Raw genomic sequence first — 15,036 nt, 5'->3', positions numbered from 1 at the left:
TTTCCTCTCGTAGTGGGTAGGGCGCTACGGGAGTGATCTTGCTGCTCGATGGATAATTTGCTCAACTGGGACAAAGTTAATGACCTGTCCCCGATTTCAGGATAATCCAATGGCAGACCCGCGCCTGGGCCTCAACGAGTTGGAAGCGGTGCTGGCCGTGGCGCGGCGGGCCTCGTTCCGCCAGGCCGCCGTCGATCTCGATGTGTCCACCACCGCCTTGAGCAACACCATCGCCAAGCTGGAGGCCAGCCTGGAAACCCGCCTGTTCAACCGCACCACGCGCAGCGTGTCGCTGACCGAGGCAGGTGCGCTGTACCTGGAACAGGTCGGGCCGGCGCTGCAGGACGTGCGTGCGGCGCTTGATGCGGTGCGTTCGCACAACGCCGGGCCGGCGGGCGCACTGCGCATCAACGCGTTCGCCAGTGCGGCCCGCTCAATCCTGATGCCGCTGGTGCTGGAGTTTCTGCAGCGTTATCCGAAAGTGCACATCGACCTGGTGACCGAAGGCCGTCTGGTCGACATCGTCGCTGGCGGGTTCGACCTCGGGGTGCGCGCGGCGAACCTCGTGCCCAGCGACATGATCGTGATCCCTCTCGGGGCACCGCAACGCTACGCCGTGGTCGGCACACCGGGGTACTTCGAGCAACACGGCCGACCGCGCACCCCGGCGGATCTGCTGCGCCATGCCTGCATCCGCATCCGCCTGCCGAACGGAGCGATCTACCCCTGGCAATTCGAGCGGGCAGGGGAAGTGACGAGGTTCGATATCAGCGGGCCGCTCACGCTCGACGAGCCCGGCGTGGCCAAGGCGGCGGTGCAGGCGGGGATAGGGCTCGGCTTCTTCATGGAGCATGACGTGCAGGATGAAATCCAGGCTGGTCAGTTCGAGCGAGTGCTGGAGGGTTGGACACCACCTCGCGAGCGGCTGTGCCTGTACTACCCGAACCGCCGTAACCCGTCTGCCGCACTCAAGGCTTTCACGGCCCTGGCGCGGGAGAACTTGGCCGGCAAGGGCGAATGGGGCTGAGTGCCAGACGATAGAAGCAACCTGTCTTGCCAAGGGCTATCGATGGCTCTTGGCCTGCGTCTTCGGGTGTGAAGCGAGGTGGACAAGCTTCGCGTTGTCCACCCTGCCCGAGACTTCGCCGTAGGGTGGATGGCGCCTTTTTCATCCACCGTTGCGGCGGATGGCCGAACGACTTCAGTCTTGACCGATTAGGATGAGTGTCCTAATCTCGCTTCATGATTAGGTCGTTTGTCCTATTGGCGCGAGGCAGATACTGAATGACAGGCATGACTACCCGCGAGCGCATCGTCAACGAGGCGGACAGGCTGTTCTATGAGCGGGGCTATGAACACACCTCCTTCGCCGATATCGCCGATGCCGTGGGCATATCCCGTGGCAACTTCTACTACCACCTCAAGAGCAAGGACGAGATTCTGGATGCTGTCATCGAAAAGCGCATGACAGCCATATCAGAGATGCTTCGGGCATGGGAGAACGAGAGCAGTTCTCCCTCCGAGCGCATCAAGCGCTTCATCCTCATCGTGATCACGAATCGGCCGCAGATCATTCGCCATGGTTGCCCAGTCGGCACGCTCTGTAGCGAGCTGGCCAAGCTTGGCCATCCAGCACAACCGCAATCCAACCAGATATTTGCCCTGTTCCGCTCCTGGTTATGCCAGCAGTTCGCTCAACTGGGGCATGAGGCTGACGCCGATTCGCTCGCGATGCATGTGTTGGCATTCAGTCAGGGCGTTGCAGTGCTCGCCCATGCTTTTCAAGACGAGTGTTTCGTCGAGCGAGAGGCCGAGCGCATGTGCGCATGGCTGGACGCTGTCGCCGGCGAAGCAATGACCAAGACCGAGTGATCACTTCAAGGAGAACAGCCCCATGTTCATCGTGTTCCTAAGGTTTTCAGCCAGGCGTGATCAGGCTGGTCAGTTGATGCAGGCTCACAAGGAGTGGCTGGCGCGCGGATTCGAGGACGGCGTTTTTCTCATGGCCGGCAGCCTGCAGCCACAAGCTGGTGGGGTGATTCTGGCCAGTGGGATTACGCTAGCTCAGCTCGAAGAGCGGCTCAGCAGCGATCCGTTCGTGGTGGAAGACGTCGTGCAGACGGAAATCGTAGCGATGACCCCCTCCAAGGCAGATCCTCGACTGCAGTTCTTGCTGATGGGGAGCTGAAGCCATGAACCAGACCATCATTGGCGCCGACGGGCTGCATCGCTGCCGCTGGTGCGCTGCAGCACCTGAGTTTCTCAGGTATCACGACACGGAATGGGGCTTCCCTGTTGGCGATGACAGGCGCTTGTTCGAGAAGGTCAGCCTCGAGGCCTTCCAGTCGGGCCTTAGCTGGCGCACGATCCTGGCCAAGCGCGATAGTTTCCGCGCTGCATTCCATGGCTTCGATTTCAAGCGAATCGCCCAGTTCGATGACCGCGACGTGCAGCGGCTACTGCAAGACCCGGGTATTGTCCGCCATCGAGGCAAGATCGAGGCGGTCATCAACAACGCGCGCCGTGCCTGTGACCTCGTTGCAGCGGAAGGGTCGTTAGCCTCCTTCTTTTGGCAATACGAGCCTCGTACTGTCGGCTTGACTGAGCCTCAGAGCGCCTCGTCATCTGCCGAATCGGTGGCGTTATCCAAGGAGCTGAAGCGACGAGGCTGGAAGTTCGTGGGGCCTACGACCGTCTATGCATTCATGCAGGCCATGGGACTGATCAACGACCATGCAACTGACTGTGCGATCAGGGCAGAAGTTGAGCGTGCGCGGCAATCCTTCAGCAGGCCCTAGCAGACCGTTGAAAAACCAGGCGAGGGAGCGAGCGGCGTTCCGATCCACTCTACTGGCTTCCTGTCGACATGGTCGGATATCTCCAGAAAACCTTGCTCTGATGCCGGCTCACGCCTTCGCCGCAGGGCTCAAGCGAAAGCTGACACCCATGCGGTTGAACGCGTTCATGGCTGCGATAGCTGCCGTGAGGTCGACCAGATCTTTCGGGGTGAATGCGGACGATGCTGCCGCATAGGCCTCGTCAGAAACATGCGTTTCGCTGACCATGGTCACCTCTTCCGTCCAGGCTGCGGATTCCACGCCATCCGGCCACCCAGTCCGCTCTCATCTGGCCAGGCATTCCAGGGCCATCTGGCCACCTGTTCCACGGCCATCCGGCCGGGCAGTCGGAGCGCAGCGACGCAGGGGTGGCATTGTTAGTCTGGGTTGGCTGGCGTCGTCAATTTCTGCGTCCGTTTGCGCATTGATTCACCCTTCAGATTGATCCGATAAGCGTTGTGCACCAGGCGGTCGAGGATGGCATCGGCCAGGGTTGGATCGCCGATCAGTTCGTGCCAGTTGTCCACGGGCATTTGGCTGGTCACGAGGGTCGAGCGCTGGCCGTAGCGGTCGTCCAGTAGCTCCAGCATGTCGCGGCGCTGTTCGGCGGTGAACGGCGCCAGGCCCCAGTCGTCGAGGATCAGCAGGTCGGTCTTGGCGTAGCTGCTCATCAGCTTGGCGAAGCGCCCGTCGCCATGGGCCAAGCCCAACTCTTCCAGTAGGCGCGGCAGACGCAGGTAGCGCACGCTGTAGCCGTCCCGGCAGGCCTGGTGGGCCAGGGCGCAGGCCAGCCAGGTTTTGCCCACGCCGGTGGGGCCGCCGATGATCAGGTTGAGGCCGTCGCGTAGCCACTGGCCGCCGCTCAGTTGCAGGATCAGCGCCTTATCCAGCCCGCGCGGGCTGCGGTAGTCGATGTCTTCGAGGCAGGCGTTGTGCTTGAGCCGGGCCTGGCGCAGGCGGCTGCTCAGGCGCTTATCGTCGCGTTCAGTCAGCTCGCGGTCGACCAGCAGGCCGAGGCGTTCCTCGAAGCTCAGGCTGTCGATGTCCGGGGTTTTCAGTTGTTCGTTCAGCGCCTTGAGCATGCCGTGCAGGCGCAGGGTTTGCAGCTTGTCCAGGGTCGGATGGGGCAGCATGGTGAGTTTCCTTGGGTTCAGTGGTAGTAGCCGGGGCCGCGCAGGTTGGCGTGGTCGTCCGGCAGCAGCGGCAGGTTGGCTTGAGCCAGCGGCAGGCTTTCCAGGCCCTGGCACAGGATCGATTCGAGGCTCTTGTAGCTGCACGCGCCGAGGCTGAGGGCGCGTCGGCAGGCCAGCTCCAAGCGCACTTCGCCATGAGTCTTGCCCAGGCGCAGGATGCCCAGGCAGGCCCGGTAGCCCTGCTGCGGATGGATGCGCCGTTCGAGGATGTGCCGGATCACGCCGGCGGTGTTCGGCCCGGTCTGCTCGGCCCAGCGGATCAGCCGCTGCGGCGTCCACTCGGCATGCTCGCGATGGCTCTTGGGCATGTGCTCGGCCTGCGTGCTGTGCCTGCCCTTGTGCATTGAGCGCAGGTGGCTGGCCACTCGCTGGTTGGCGTGGAAACACTCGACGGTGCGCGCCGTCAGGCGCACCTCCAGCTGCTTCTTCACCAGTTGATACGGCACCGAGTAGTAATGCCCATCGACCTCGACGTGGTAGTCGATGTGCACCCGCGCCTTCTTCCACTCGGCGTAGACGTAGGGTTGCACCGGCAGGGGCGCAGCGCCGGACGATCCAGGCTGTCGAAGGCCGTCTGGCGCGAGCCCGGCAGCTTCTTGAACGGGCGTTGGTTGAGCCGCTCCAGCAACACGGAGATGGCGCTGTTGAGTTCGTCCAAGGAGAAGAACTGACGGTTGCGCAGGGCCGCGAGGATCCAACGCTCGACCACCTGCACGCCGACTTCGGCCTTGGCCTTGTCGCGCGGTTTGCGTGCCCGCGCCGGCACCACCGCCACTCCGTAGTGCTCGGCCAGGTCGCGGTAGCTGGGGTTGATGTCCGGCTCGTAACGATGGGCCTTGCTTACCGCGCTGCGCAGGTTGTCCGGCACCACGATCTCCGGCACGCCGCCGAGGAAGGCAAAGCAGCGGGCATGGGAGCCTAGCCAGTCCGGCAGCTGCTGCGACCAGGTGGCTTCGGCGAAGGTGTAGCTGGACGCGCCGAGCACTGCGATGAACACCTGCGCCTGGCGGATCTCGCCGCTGTGGCGATCGATAACCGGCACCGTCTGGCCGGCATAGTCGACGAACAGCTTCTCGCCGACGCGGTGCTCCTGACGCATCACCACGTCCAACTTGCCCTGCCAGGCTCGGTAATGCTCACAGAACCAGGCTGTACTGAAAGCCCTGCGGCTGGCTCAGGCGGTACTCCTGCCAGAGCAGCGCCAGGGTCACCCCGGGGCGGCGCAGTTCGGCATGCACCCATGCCCAATCGGGTAAAGGCCGCTTCTCGCTGGCAACCGCCGGGGCCGGCGGGAACAGTTGCTGCTCCAACTCGGCATCGGACAACGAACAGGGCCAACTGAGACCACTGGCGGCAAAACGATTGAGGTAGTCGCCGACGGTGACACGACCGACCTGCACGCTGACCGCAATCTGGCGAGCTGATAGTCCGACCTCGAACTTGAGACGTAGTACTTCGCGAATCTTACGCATGGATAAACGCTCCACGACGACCTCTCTGCTTCGAAAAAGAGGTCGATGGTAGTGAAGAAATCCTGCGTAGCTGCCTGCCCGGTTGAGTGGCCGGATGGCCGTGGAATCAGTGGCCGGATGCGCGTGGAATGGGTGGCCGGATCAGCGTGGAATCGGTGGTCAGATGTTCATGGAATGGGTGGCCAGATGACCGTGGAATCCGCATCCAGGCCAAGGCGGAACGTTCCTGGTAGGAAAACAGGTGCGCGGCCTCATGCCAGACTGGCACTAGCATCAGTTTTTCTACCGACATACCTCCCTTGATCAAGTCTCGTGAATGGATATCGATGCAGTGCGCGCATCCATTGATCTGCGATGCCCGCAAGAACACGAGATGTATGAGCTGAGGCGGCAGGTTCGTTCCGGTGGTGACGTAATGGTGCAGTCCTCCCAGCGCTCTAGCAGCACCGGGTGAAGCCTCAAACCAGTTAAGACGAGCCATAGAGCAGTACCTTTTGAAGATGGAGAAGTCAGTAAGGTCTGCTCCTATTAAGACAACTAAGAGGCTCAAGGTATTGATCCAAGCAAAGACTTAATGAGTGGTCCACTTTGCGGAGTTCCCCTTGTGCGTGTTCTGATGATGCAGCGTGGAGCGGCTGCTCTTCTGTTCGGCGTCCATCGATCAGCCATCGGCTTAGGGTGAACGCCGTGATACTCGGGCTTGCGGCTGTAAGAAACGTCTTGCGCGTCGCCCGGTGCTTGCCCAGTCGTTGTGAGCGGTGCATGCAAAAAACGATGGCTCCCACGCTCCTGCATGGGAGCAATCCCGTGGCGCTCTGCGTCACAGCACAGCACGCAACTGCCCGTGGCGGACGCTGGAGCGTCGAGGGCGGAGCGTGGAGCGATCAATGGCTCTTGGGCCGTGTCTTCAAGTGAGGCGAGGTGGACAAGCTCCGCGTTGTCCACCCTACGCCTTGGTTTCACCGTAGGGTGGATGACGCTTTTTCATCCACCGTTGCGGCGAGTTTCTGGGCTAATTGTTCAGCTTTGTGAGCGGTGCACACAAAATTCGTTGCTAAATGAAGAGGCGAGGGCATGCCCTCGCCTGAGTCGTTACAGCCGCAACTCCGTCCGCAAGGCCTGATGCTCGCCGCCCAATGGCGAGCACAGGCGCTGGTGGATGCGGCTGAGAAAACCCAGCTCGAAGGCATGGCGCTGCGCACCTGGCGGGTATAGCTGCCGCTCCATTAACAGATTGGCCCACAGCCAGCCGCTATTCGGGTTGTCCAGCCAGGCCTGCGCGGTCTGCACACCGTGGTCGAAGCTCACCTGGCAATCTGCGTTCCAGCCGAAGCTGGCAGGCGGTTGCTCATCATGGCTGGGCAAGTGAGTGAGATAGCGTTGCAGCTCAATCATGCTCGGCCCTCCCGGCTGCCTGAGCGATGGCTCGGCGGTAGAGCACGATCAACTCGCTCAGCAGTGCGCTGGTGGTACTTGCCAGCTCCGGCTCCGGCACGCGCCGCAACAGCTTGGTCAGCAATGCCGCGCGGTACTCGGCTGCTGCCTGCAAGAGGCACTCGTCGGCCACATGGCTATGCAGCGGATTGCGTGGTGTAGGGAAGGGGATAACGACGGATTCAGACTTGGTCATGTAGCACCTCCAAAACGGAAGTCGACACGACAGCCAGCAGCCCAGGGCGGAGCCCTTGGGTAAAAGGGGGATAGTGCATTTTCCTTATGCTCCTTCGTGGATTTAAGGAGCCGCGTTCCATTCGCTACCACACGATATGGAGGCGGACCGTGCAAGGGTGGTAGACCGACCCACGAAGGACGCCGGCCAGGCCGAAGCCTGCCTCACACGGCCCGCCATAAATGCGCGAGAAAACAGCAGGCACAAAAAAAGCGCCTGCTCTCGACTATGGCGCTACCGCGCCTTCGTGTGAATCGGGCTACCACACCCGGTCACGGGATTGACCGTGACGGGGCGGACTGTAGCGCGGGGTGAGGGGAGAGGGCAAGGTGTGGATGTGGCAGGCGTGGTGAGCGTACTGGACAGCGATTTGTTCGCGCAGTCGTACTCTTTATGCCATGGCAGGAGGACTATTCGCTCACGCTCCTGAGTTCCCTCTACGCGCTGTCTCCGATTTTTCTCGGTGTTTAAATTAGCGACTTGAAAAACACTCCTAGCGGATGTAGAACTGCACAGGCTGAGTGTTACCGCTCAGGTGCTCTTTAAACATGGTTATGAATCGGGCTTGCAGTTGGTGGTCAGGAAACTGGCCAGCTCTGGTGTTCTCCAGGGCTACCTTCGCTCCACAACCTGTCGTCACCCCGATGTGCTTAGCGCTGAGGGTCACGTGGCAAACGTCACGTGGTTATCAGCGAGGTCTCATCGGCTAAACGACAGTAAGGCGGCGGACGGCTTATCAATTCTTGATAAGCAGAACTGTGGTTTGTAGCGGCATCTTCAAAGTTCCATTCGGCCCGAAGTGCTTGGCGGCGGGGTAATTTCGCCCGTCTGGAGCAGTAACCATGAAACGTTTGAAGAACGCTGTCGGTCGTACCGATCAGCACATGCACAACATTGAAGATGCCCGCGTCAAAGTTGGAACCGAGCCTCGCCAAGAGCCTGAGCGTAAAGGAGTCAAATGGCTGAAGAAGGTTGCAAAAATTGCTACCAAAATTGGCCTTCAGCGCCTTGCGGCATGGATACTGGAAGACCCGGAATCCGCTTGGGATGACTTTCTCCTGAAGGTGGAGGAAATCCTTGAGGTAATCACTTCATGACGCAACAAACCACATCATTCGAATTCCAGTGAGGCCGATCTAGGTGATCGGCCTCATGTCATTTAGGGATAGGAAATGGATGCCCCGCGTTACCCCTTTAAACCCATTCACAGCCTGAAGGCCCTCTCCTTGGCGCTGGGGGAACCTGTCGAGTTGCTTCAGAGTTTGGCTAAGCGCAGCTCAAATCTTTACCGCCATGTCCCACAAACCAAGAAAGATGGCAGCGTGCGTGACACCTACGACGCCTACGAGCCGCTGAAAGCGATCCAGCGCAAAATCGTTGACCGATTCTTGGTTCGGGTTCGCTACCCCGACTACCTCCATGGCGGGATCAAAGATCCTAATGTACGCCGGAGCATCTACTCCAATGCCCGGATACACGGGAGGGCTAAAACCATCCTGCTTCAGGACATCAAGGACTTCTTTCCCTCTATCAGCGTGCGGTATGTGCAGCAGATTTTTTCCGGGCTGTTCGGTTTTTCTGAAGAGGTTGCTCAGGTTCTGGCGTTACTCACCACCCGGCATGGTGTCGTTCCACAGGGTGCGAGCACCAGTGGTTACCTGGCTAACTTGATATTTTGGGATGTGGAGCCCGCTCTAGTTGCTCGCCTGCACGCACGAGGCTTTAAGTATTCCCGTTTTGCCGACGACATTACGATTTCCGCTATGACGTCTCTGGAGCGTACAACTCTGACTGAGTTGGTTGGGGCCGTAACCGATCTGCTAGCGAAGAAGGGATGTCAGCAAAAGCGCTCCAAACTGCACATTCGTAAACGAGGCCAAACAATCTTGGCGAAAGCGGGGTTTGAGCCACTTACGGTAACTGGTCTTTCGGTCTTCAATGAGAAACCAAGCCTGTCTAAGGCTGAGCGTAAGGCTATTCGTGCAGCAGTCAAACATACTGAGGATCAAGCAGCCCAAGTGTCTGGCTGGACTGAGTTAGAGCCAATGTTTCGTAGTGTGATGGGGCGTGTCGGACGACTGATTGCTTGTGGTCATCCAGATGGGGAGCGTTACAAGCAACGCCTCAAGTCCTTGAAGGCACGTTGTCAGGTTCCGCTCTTGGAACGCTATGCAGATCAGGGGGCGAGTCAGAGTAGCCTAGATTGAGCGCTTTAGGGCGTACTCGCGAAGCAGTACGCCTTTTGTTCTGGCTGGTGGGCTGTTCGCTGGCGCTCCTGAGTCCGTCCGCGCTATTACCTAATGTAATGACATATAGCCATCTGGGAGTTGTCTCGGTACATTAGCCTTGTGAACCGCAAGGATTTGGCCAATGAGAAGGAAAGCTCGCATACTCATTTTGTGTAAGACCTATCCCTCGCCCAGCGCGACATACATGGAGACATCCTGTGTCGCGGGTATGGACGCCAGTGGAAACCTTATTCGACTCTATCCTGTACCTTTTCGGTTGGTCACAGAAGACCAGCAGTTCTCAAAATGGCAATGGATAGAAGCATCTATTGAAAAGAACTCTAGCGATCATCGGCCAGAAAGCCACAAGATTGGTGTCGATACGATTCGGCTGCAGGAGATCCTCCCACCGTCTAAAGAATGGAGCCTCCGGCGAGAGATGCTGGACAAGCTGACGGTTTTTAAGAGCTTCGAGGCTCTGGATCAGGCCCGTCTGGATTCTAACGTGACCTTGGGGTTAATCAGGCCCGAGCGGATCACGGCTCTCAATATTCGGAAAGCTTCCTCGGAAAGCTGGACTGATGAGGAGTTAGAAAAGCTCGAAAAGCTACAACGCCAGCCAGGACTATTTGAGCAAGATGAGGTTAAGTCCAGCTTGAGGCGATTAGAGAAGGTACCCTACGATTTCTACTACACATACGAATGCACGGTCGATGGAGAGGTAAAAACCCACAATCACAAGATTGTAGATTGGGAAGCGAGTCAGCTTTATAGAAATTTAAGACGCACCCATGGGGCTCACGGATGGGAGAAGCCCTTTAGGCATAAGCTTGAAGTCGAGCTGCCTGGGAAAGACTTGATGCTTCTGATGGGTACTATCCACCGTTTCCCACACCAATGGTTGATCATCAGTCTGATCTATCCTCCTAAGCGACAGCCCGGAGTAGATCAGCAAATGTCTCTATTTTGAGAGGCAGGTGTTGGGTTTCGAGTGAGGCGTCTATTTTATGTGCTGCTTCGGCAATCAGGCTGCGGTGGCAGAAGTTTGGGTCTGCTTCGTAGCAGACCATACAGATGCGCTGTTTGGCTGCTTCAGTTGTTAGGTTCTGAAGCAGGCTTTCCTGAGTTTGAATGTATGCTCGGAAATCACGGGCGTAGGTGCTCCAGTCACCATCGACCTTATAGCGATTTCGAATTGGTTTGGGGCAGCCTAACGGGGGGCAATGCTCGTAAGCAATTCCAGCTGTCGCCAGGCATTCGGCAAACGCCTTCTTGGAGAAACCAGGCTTCCGGGACAGTGGATACTCTCGAACATCCAGAACTTTATCGATCTGGGCCTGCTGTAGACGCTTGATGAAGACATCGATATTCAGGCCTTCGTAGCCCGCTGTGTAGATCGCCATGTGATTGCCCCCTTACGCTTCCCTGCAGAATTCCAGAAAAATTAACCTGAAACTATAACACCATGATCTCTATCTGAGGCTGGAGATTGGTAGGTGGTGGAGGAAGAGGTTCTGCAAGTGGGCGACTGGCTCATCGCAAAACAGCCCGGCCATCCCGAGTAGACACGGAATCTGCGACAATCCCGCCTTTGCCCTGATTGCCCCGATCCAGATGACTGACCTCGCCACCCTGCAGAACAACCTCGACCACGTCATGATAGCTGAGCGCCATCGCTTGCGCCGGCAGTTGCATGAGCTGCAGAAGCATCCTGACGAGGCCAAGCTGGCGCAGTGGCTGGAGCGTTTTCAGGCGTCCAGCGACAAGGTGGCGGCACGGCGTAGCAGCATCCCGGCGATGCGCTATGACGATGCGCTGCCGATTGCCGCCAAGCGTGACGAGATCAAGGCCGCGCTGGAGAAGAGCCAGGTGGTGGTGATCGCCGGTGAGACCGGTTCGGGCAAGACCACGCAGTTGCCGAAGATCTGCCTGGAAATCGGTCGGGGCGTGCATGGCCTGATTGGTCATACCCAGCCGCGCCGGCTAGCGGCGCGCAGTGTGGCGACACGGGTGGCCGAGGAAATCGGCACACCGCTGGGCGAGCTGGTGGGCTATCAGGTGCGTTTCGAGGATCAGAGCAAGGATGGCACGCTGATCAAGCTGATGACCGACGGCATTCTGCTCGCCGAAACCCAGCACGACCGCTTTCTGGAAAAGTACGACACCATCATTGTCGACGAGGCGCACGAGCGTAGCCTCAACATCGACTTCCTGCTCGGCTACCTGAAGACCCTGTTGCCGCGTCGCCCGGATCTGAAGCTGATCATCACGTCGGCGACCATCGATCTGGAGCGGTTCAGTAAGCACTTCAATGACGCGCCGATCATCGAGGTGTCCGGCCGCACCTACCCGGTGGAAACCTGGTATCGCCCGTTGGCGGCCGAGGTGGACGAGGAGGGCGAGCGTCTGCTCGATGACTTGTCCATCGACCAGGGCATTCTCGCTGCGCTGGACGAGATCGCCGAGCACGAGCGCAGCGTGGGCAAGCGCCCCGGCGACGTGCTGGTATTCCTGCCCGGTGAGCGCGAGATTCGCGAGGCGGCCGAGGTGCTGCGCAAGGCCAACCTGCGCTTTACCGAGGTGTTGCCGCTGTATGCGCGGCTGACGCCGGCCGAGCAGCAGAAGATTTTCGCGCCCATGCCGGGGCGCAAGATCGTGCTGGCCACCAACGTGGCGGAAACCTCGCTGACCGTGCCGGGCATCCGCTACGTGATCGACAGCGGCACGGCGCGCATCAGCCGCTATAGCTACCGCGCCAAGGTGCAGCGCCTGCCCATCGAGCCGGTGTCGCAGGCCAGCGCCAACCAGCGCAAGGGCCGCTGTGGCCGGGTCGAGCCGGGCATCTGCATTCGTTTGTACAGCGAGGAGGATTTCCTCGGGCGCCCGGAATTTACCGACCCGGAGATTCTGCGCACCAACCTGGCGGCGGTGATCCTGCAGATGCTGCACCTGCGCCTGGGCAGCATCGAGGACTTCCCCTTTATCGAGCCGCCAGACGGCAAGGCCATCAGCGACGGCTTCAACCTGTTGCAGGAGCTGTCGGCGGTCAACCGCGAAAGCCAGCTCACGCCCATCGGCCGGCAACTGGCGCGCCTGCCCATCGACCCGCGCCTGGGGCGCATGGTGCTGGAGGGCGCCAGGCAGGGCAGTCTGGAGGAAATCCTTATCGTCGCCGCCGCGTTGTCGGTGCAGGATCCGCGCGAGCGGCCGATGGATCGCCAGCAGGCCGCCGACCAGGCCCATGCGCAGTGGAAGGATGTGGACTCGGACTTCGCCGCGCTGATCAACCTGTGGCGCGGCTTCGAGGAGAAACGCCAGGAACTGGGCAGCAACCCGCTGCGCACCTGGTGCAAGAAGAACTTCCTCAACTATATGCGCCTGCGTGAATGGCGCGACGCGCACCGGCAACTGGTGCTGATCGCCCGTGATCTGCAACTGATGGGCAAGGGCAGCCAGAACCGCTCGGAGGCGCAGGGCGAGCAAACGGCGAACACGCCGCAGCCGACCAAGGACACCCGCGTCAACGCCATCGCCCGTCAGCAGGCCGAGGCCAGCGAGGCGGCGGTGCGGGCGAAGAACTACGCTGCCGTGCACAAGGCGATTCTCGCCGGTTTGCTCAGCCAGATCGGCCAGAAGACCGAGGAGGGCGACTACCTCGGCGCGCGCCAGCGGCGTTTCTGGATTCACCCCTCCAGCGTGATCGGGCGCAAGAAGCCCAACTGGATCATGGCCGCCGAACTGGTGGAAACCACCAAGCTGTTCGCCCGTATGGTGGCCAGAATCGAGCCGGACTGGATCGAGCCACTGGCGGCGCATCTGGTGAAGAAGAACCATCTGGAACCGCACTGGGAGAAGAAGCGCGGCCAGGTGGTGGCGTTCGAGCAGGTCACCCTGTACGGCATGATCATCGTCGGTCGCCGCCCGGTGCATTACGGCCCCATCGACCCGCCGGTGGCGCGCGAGATGTTCATTCGCGAGGGCCTGGTGCGTGGCGAGATCAACAGCCGCGCACGTTGCCTGACCGCCAACCGCCAGTTGCTGGAACGCCTCGACGAGCTGGAGGCCAAGTCGCGCCGCCGTGACATTCTCGCCGACGAGGAAACCCTGTTCGGCTACTACGACGCGCGCATCCCGCAGGACATCTACCAGGCCGCCAGTTTCGAGAGCTGGTACAAGAAGGGCAGCGCGGCCGATCCGCAACTGCTGATCATGCGTGAGGAGGACGCCCTGGCCCGTGATGCTAGGGAAGTCACCGCCGCGCAGTACCCGGACACCTTGCGCATCGGCGAGCTGCAACTGCCGCTGTCCTATCACTTCGAGCCCAACCACCCGCGTGACGGCGTGACCCTGCGCGTGCCGGCGCCGCTGTTGCCGCAACTGCAGCCCGAGCGCTTGGAATGGCTGGTGCCGGGCCTGCTGGAAGCCAAGTGCGTGGCACTGGTGCGTGGCCTGCCCAAGGCGCTGCGCAAGAACTTCGTGCCGGTACCGGACTTTGTCGGCGCGGCGTTGGACAAGCTGGTATTCGGCCAGGGTTCGTTGCCGCAGGCGCTCGGCCAGGAGCTGCTGCGCATGACCGGCGCGCGAGTGTCCGACGAGGCCTGGGCGGAGGCGGCTGAAAGCATCGAAAACCATCTGAAGATGAATATCGAGGTGGTGGATGCGCGGGGCAAGTTCCTCGGTGAAGGCCGCGACCTGGCCGAACTGACCGCACGTTTCGCCGAGGCCAGCCAGGCCGCGTTGGCCATCCCGCAGCAGAGTGACAAGCCGAAAGCGGTGGAGGCCAAGGCCTTCGCCCAGGTGGCCGAGAAGGCGCAGCAGAAGATCGCCGGGCTTTCCATGACCGTTTACCCGGCGTTGGTAGAGGAGGGTGGGGTGGTCAAGGAAGGGCGCTTCCCGACCCAGGCCGAGGCCGACTTCCAGCATCGCCGTGCGCTGCAACGCCTGCTGCTGCAGCAACTGGCCGAGCAGGCCAAGTTCCTGCGCGGCAAGCTGCCGGGGCTGACCGAGCTGGGTTTGCTGTATCGCGATATCGGCCGCGTCGAGGCGCTGGTGGAGGACATTCTGCTGGCCAGCCTGGATGCCTGCATCCTCGACGGCGAAGCCACGCTGCCACGCGATGGCGCGGCCCTGGCGCAACTGGCCGAGCGCAAGCGCGGCGACTGGACGGCGCATGCCGAGCGTATCGCTCGCCTGGTGCTGGAAATTTTCAAGCTCAACCATGGCCTGCAAAAACGCTTCAAGGGCAAGATCGACCTGGCCCAGGCCATGGCGCTCAACGATATCAAGCAGCAACTGGCCAATCTGGTCTATGCCGGCTTCGTGCGCGAGACGCCGGGCGAATGGCTCAAGGAGATTCCGCGTTATCTGAAGGCCATCGAGCAGCGCCTGGATAAGGTCGGTGCGCAGGTGCAGCGCGACCGCGCGTGGACGGGCGAGCTGACTGGCTACTGGGAACAGTACCAGGCACGTGCTGCCAAACATGCCCAGGAAGGCAAGCGTGACCCGCAGCTCACGCTGTATCGCTGGATGCTGGAGGAATACCGTGTGTCGCTGTTCGCCCAGCAACTGGGGACGAAGATGGCGGTATCGGACAAGCGCCTGAACAAGCAGTGGACGCTGGTTGAAGGTTGATGATCG

Annotated in this window: 13 protein-coding genes and 2 pseudogenes; 8 read left to right on the top strand and 7 right to left on the bottom strand. The window is 60.5% G+C overall.

Annotation, left to right across the window (positions count from 1 at the left end; all coding sequences use genetic code 11):
* Positions 1-109 precede the first annotated feature (109 nt).
* The 4 genes from PVE35_RS15230 (at position 110) to PVE35_RS15215 (ending at position 2,798) form a co-directional block, all read left to right on the top strand.
* Positions 110-1,027: a LysR family transcriptional regulator gene (locus PVE35_RS15230; RefSeq protein WP_277372288.1), complete on the top strand. Its 918-nt coding sequence runs from the start codon at positions 110-112 to the stop codon at positions 1,025-1,027.
* 266 nt (positions 1,028-1,293) lie between these two features.
* Positions 1,294-1,872, top strand: coding sequence for a TetR/AcrR family transcriptional regulator (locus PVE35_RS15225; protein ID WP_277372287.1), 579 nt, complete (start codon positions 1,294-1,296; stop codon positions 1,870-1,872).
* A 22-nt stretch (positions 1,873-1,894) separates the two neighbouring features.
* Positions 1,895-2,188, top strand: coding sequence for a hypothetical protein (locus PVE35_RS15220; RefSeq protein ID WP_277372286.1), 294 nt, complete (start codon positions 1,895-1,897; stop codon positions 2,186-2,188).
* Positions 2,189-2,192: 4 nt separating this feature from the next.
* A complete protein-coding gene (locus tag PVE35_RS15215; protein ID WP_277372285.1) occupies positions 2,193-2,798 on the top strand; it encodes a DNA-3-methyladenine glycosylase I in 606 nt (201 codons plus the stop codon).
* Between the two features lie 108 nt (positions 2,799-2,906).
* Here the strand turns inward: PVE35_RS15215 and PVE35_RS15210 are convergent.
* The 6 genes and pseudogenes from PVE35_RS15210 to PVE35_RS15185 form a co-directional block, all read right to left on the bottom strand.
* Positions 2,907-3,092: pseudogene (locus PVE35_RS15210) on the bottom strand (carboxymuconolactone decarboxylase family protein); the annotation flags it as partial.
* A gap of 122 nt (positions 3,093-3,214) precedes the next feature.
* A complete protein-coding gene (gene istB / locus PVE35_RS15205) occupies positions 3,215-3,970 on the bottom strand; it encodes an IS21-like element ISPpu7 family helper ATPase IstB (RefSeq protein ID WP_230927319.1) in 756 nt (251 codons plus the stop codon).
* Positions 3,971-3,987: 17 nt separating this feature from the next.
* A pseudogene (istA, locus tag PVE35_RS15200) lies at positions 3,988-5,502 on the bottom strand (IS21-like element IS1491 family transposase).
* 106 nt (positions 5,503-5,608) lie between these two features.
* A complete protein-coding gene (locus tag PVE35_RS15195; protein WP_277372284.1) occupies positions 5,609-5,983 on the bottom strand; it encodes a carboxymuconolactone decarboxylase family protein in 375 nt (124 codons plus the stop codon).
* Between the two features lie 611 nt (positions 5,984-6,594).
* The gene (locus PVE35_RS15190) at positions 6,595-6,897 is read right to left on the bottom strand and encodes a LasR-specific antiactivator QslA (RefSeq protein ID WP_277372283.1); all 303 of its coding nucleotides are present in this window, start codon (positions 6,895-6,897) and stop codon (positions 6,595-6,597) included.
* Positions 6,890-7,132: a hypothetical protein gene (locus PVE35_RS15185; protein WP_277372282.1), complete on the bottom strand. Its 243-nt coding sequence runs from the start codon at positions 7,130-7,132 to the stop codon at positions 6,890-6,892. The genes PVE35_RS15190 and PVE35_RS15185 overlap by 8 nt, the downstream gene beginning before the upstream one ends.
* Positions 7,133-8,013: 881 nt before the next feature.
* On the opposite strand from PVE35_RS15185, the gene PVE35_RS15180 reads away from it, so the two are divergent.
* The 3 genes from PVE35_RS15180 (at position 8,014) to PVE35_RS15170 (ending at position 10,369) form a co-directional block, all read left to right on the top strand.
* Positions 8,014-8,268 (top strand): hypothetical protein, encoded by a 255-nt coding sequence (locus PVE35_RS15180; RefSeq protein ID WP_277372281.1) that lies wholly within the window; start codon positions 8,014-8,016, stop codon positions 8,266-8,268.
* 75 nt (positions 8,269-8,343) lie between these two features.
* Complete coding sequence (locus PVE35_RS15175) at positions 8,344-9,378, top strand: reverse transcriptase family protein (protein ID WP_277372280.1); 1,035 nt, start codon at positions 8,344-8,346, stop codon at positions 9,376-9,378.
* Positions 9,379-9,628: 250 nt separating this feature from the next.
* Positions 9,629-10,369 (top strand): hypothetical protein, encoded by a 741-nt coding sequence (locus PVE35_RS15170; RefSeq protein ID WP_277372279.1) that lies wholly within the window; start codon positions 9,629-9,631, stop codon positions 10,367-10,369.
* On the opposite strand, the gene PVE35_RS15165 is transcribed toward PVE35_RS15170, so the two are convergent.
* Positions 10,326-10,802 carry a DUF488 domain-containing protein gene (locus tag PVE35_RS15165; protein ID WP_277372278.1) on the bottom strand — a complete coding sequence of 159 codons (477 nt, stop codon included), beginning with the start codon at positions 10,800-10,802 and terminating at the stop codon, positions 10,326-10,328. The two genes, PVE35_RS15170 and PVE35_RS15165, sit on opposite strands and share 44 nt — an antisense overlap.
* 211 nt (positions 10,803-11,013) lie before the next feature.
* Here PVE35_RS15165 and hrpA point away from each other — a divergent pair, with 211 nt between their 5' ends.
* Entirely contained in the window at positions 11,014-15,030 is a 4,017-nt protein-coding gene (gene hrpA / locus PVE35_RS15160) for an ATP-dependent RNA helicase HrpA (RefSeq protein ID WP_277372277.1), read from the top strand.
* Positions 15,031-15,036 lie beyond the last annotated feature (6 nt).

Source organism: Pseudomonas sp. AA-38 (assembly GCF_029457475.1).
GTDB lineage: Bacteria > Pseudomonadota > Gammaproteobacteria > Pseudomonadales > Pseudomonadaceae > Aquipseudomonas.
Note: the sequence above shows the minus strand (reverse complement) of the source record. Positions and strands in the feature narration are given on the sequence as shown.

Coding starts and splice junctions, on each gene's coding strand:
- PVE35_RS15230 (WP_277372288.1), top strand. CDS start 110: ATGGCAGACCCGCGCCTGGGCCTCAACGAGTTGGAAGCGGTGCTGGCC.
- PVE35_RS15225 (WP_277372287.1), top strand. CDS start 1,294: ATGACTACCCGCGAGCGCATCGTCAACGAGGCGGACAGGCTGTTCTAT.
- PVE35_RS15220 (WP_277372286.1), top strand. CDS start 1,895: ATGTTCATCGTGTTCCTAAGGTTTTCAGCCAGGCGTGATCAGGCTGGT.
- PVE35_RS15215 (WP_277372285.1), top strand. CDS start 2,193: ATGAACCAGACCATCATTGGCGCCGACGGGCTGCATCGCTGCCGCTGG.
- istB (WP_230927319.1), bottom strand. CDS start 3,970: ATGCTGCCCCATCCGACCCTGGACAAGCTGCAAACCCTGCGCCTGCAC.
- PVE35_RS15195 (WP_277372284.1), bottom strand. CDS start 5,983: ATGGCTCGTCTTAACTGGTTTGAGGCTTCACCCGGTGCTGCTAGAGCG.
- PVE35_RS15190 (WP_277372283.1), bottom strand. CDS start 6,897: ATGATTGAGCTGCAACGCTATCTCACTCACTTGCCCAGCCATGATGAG.
- PVE35_RS15185 (WP_277372282.1), bottom strand. CDS start 7,132: ATGACCAAGTCTGAATCCGTCGTTATCCCCTTCCCTACACCACGCAAT.
- PVE35_RS15180 (WP_277372281.1), top strand. CDS start 8,014: ATGAAACGTTTGAAGAACGCTGTCGGTCGTACCGATCAGCACATGCAC.
- PVE35_RS15175 (WP_277372280.1), top strand. CDS start 8,344: ATGGATGCCCCGCGTTACCCCTTTAAACCCATTCACAGCCTGAAGGCC.
- PVE35_RS15170 (WP_277372279.1), top strand. CDS start 9,629: ATGGACGCCAGTGGAAACCTTATTCGACTCTATCCTGTACCTTTTCGG.
- PVE35_RS15165 (WP_277372278.1), bottom strand. CDS start 10,802: ATGGCGATCTACACAGCGGGCTACGAAGGCCTGAATATCGATGTCTTC.
- hrpA (WP_277372277.1), top strand. CDS start 11,014: ATGACTGACCTCGCCACCCTGCAGAACAACCTCGACCACGTCATGATA.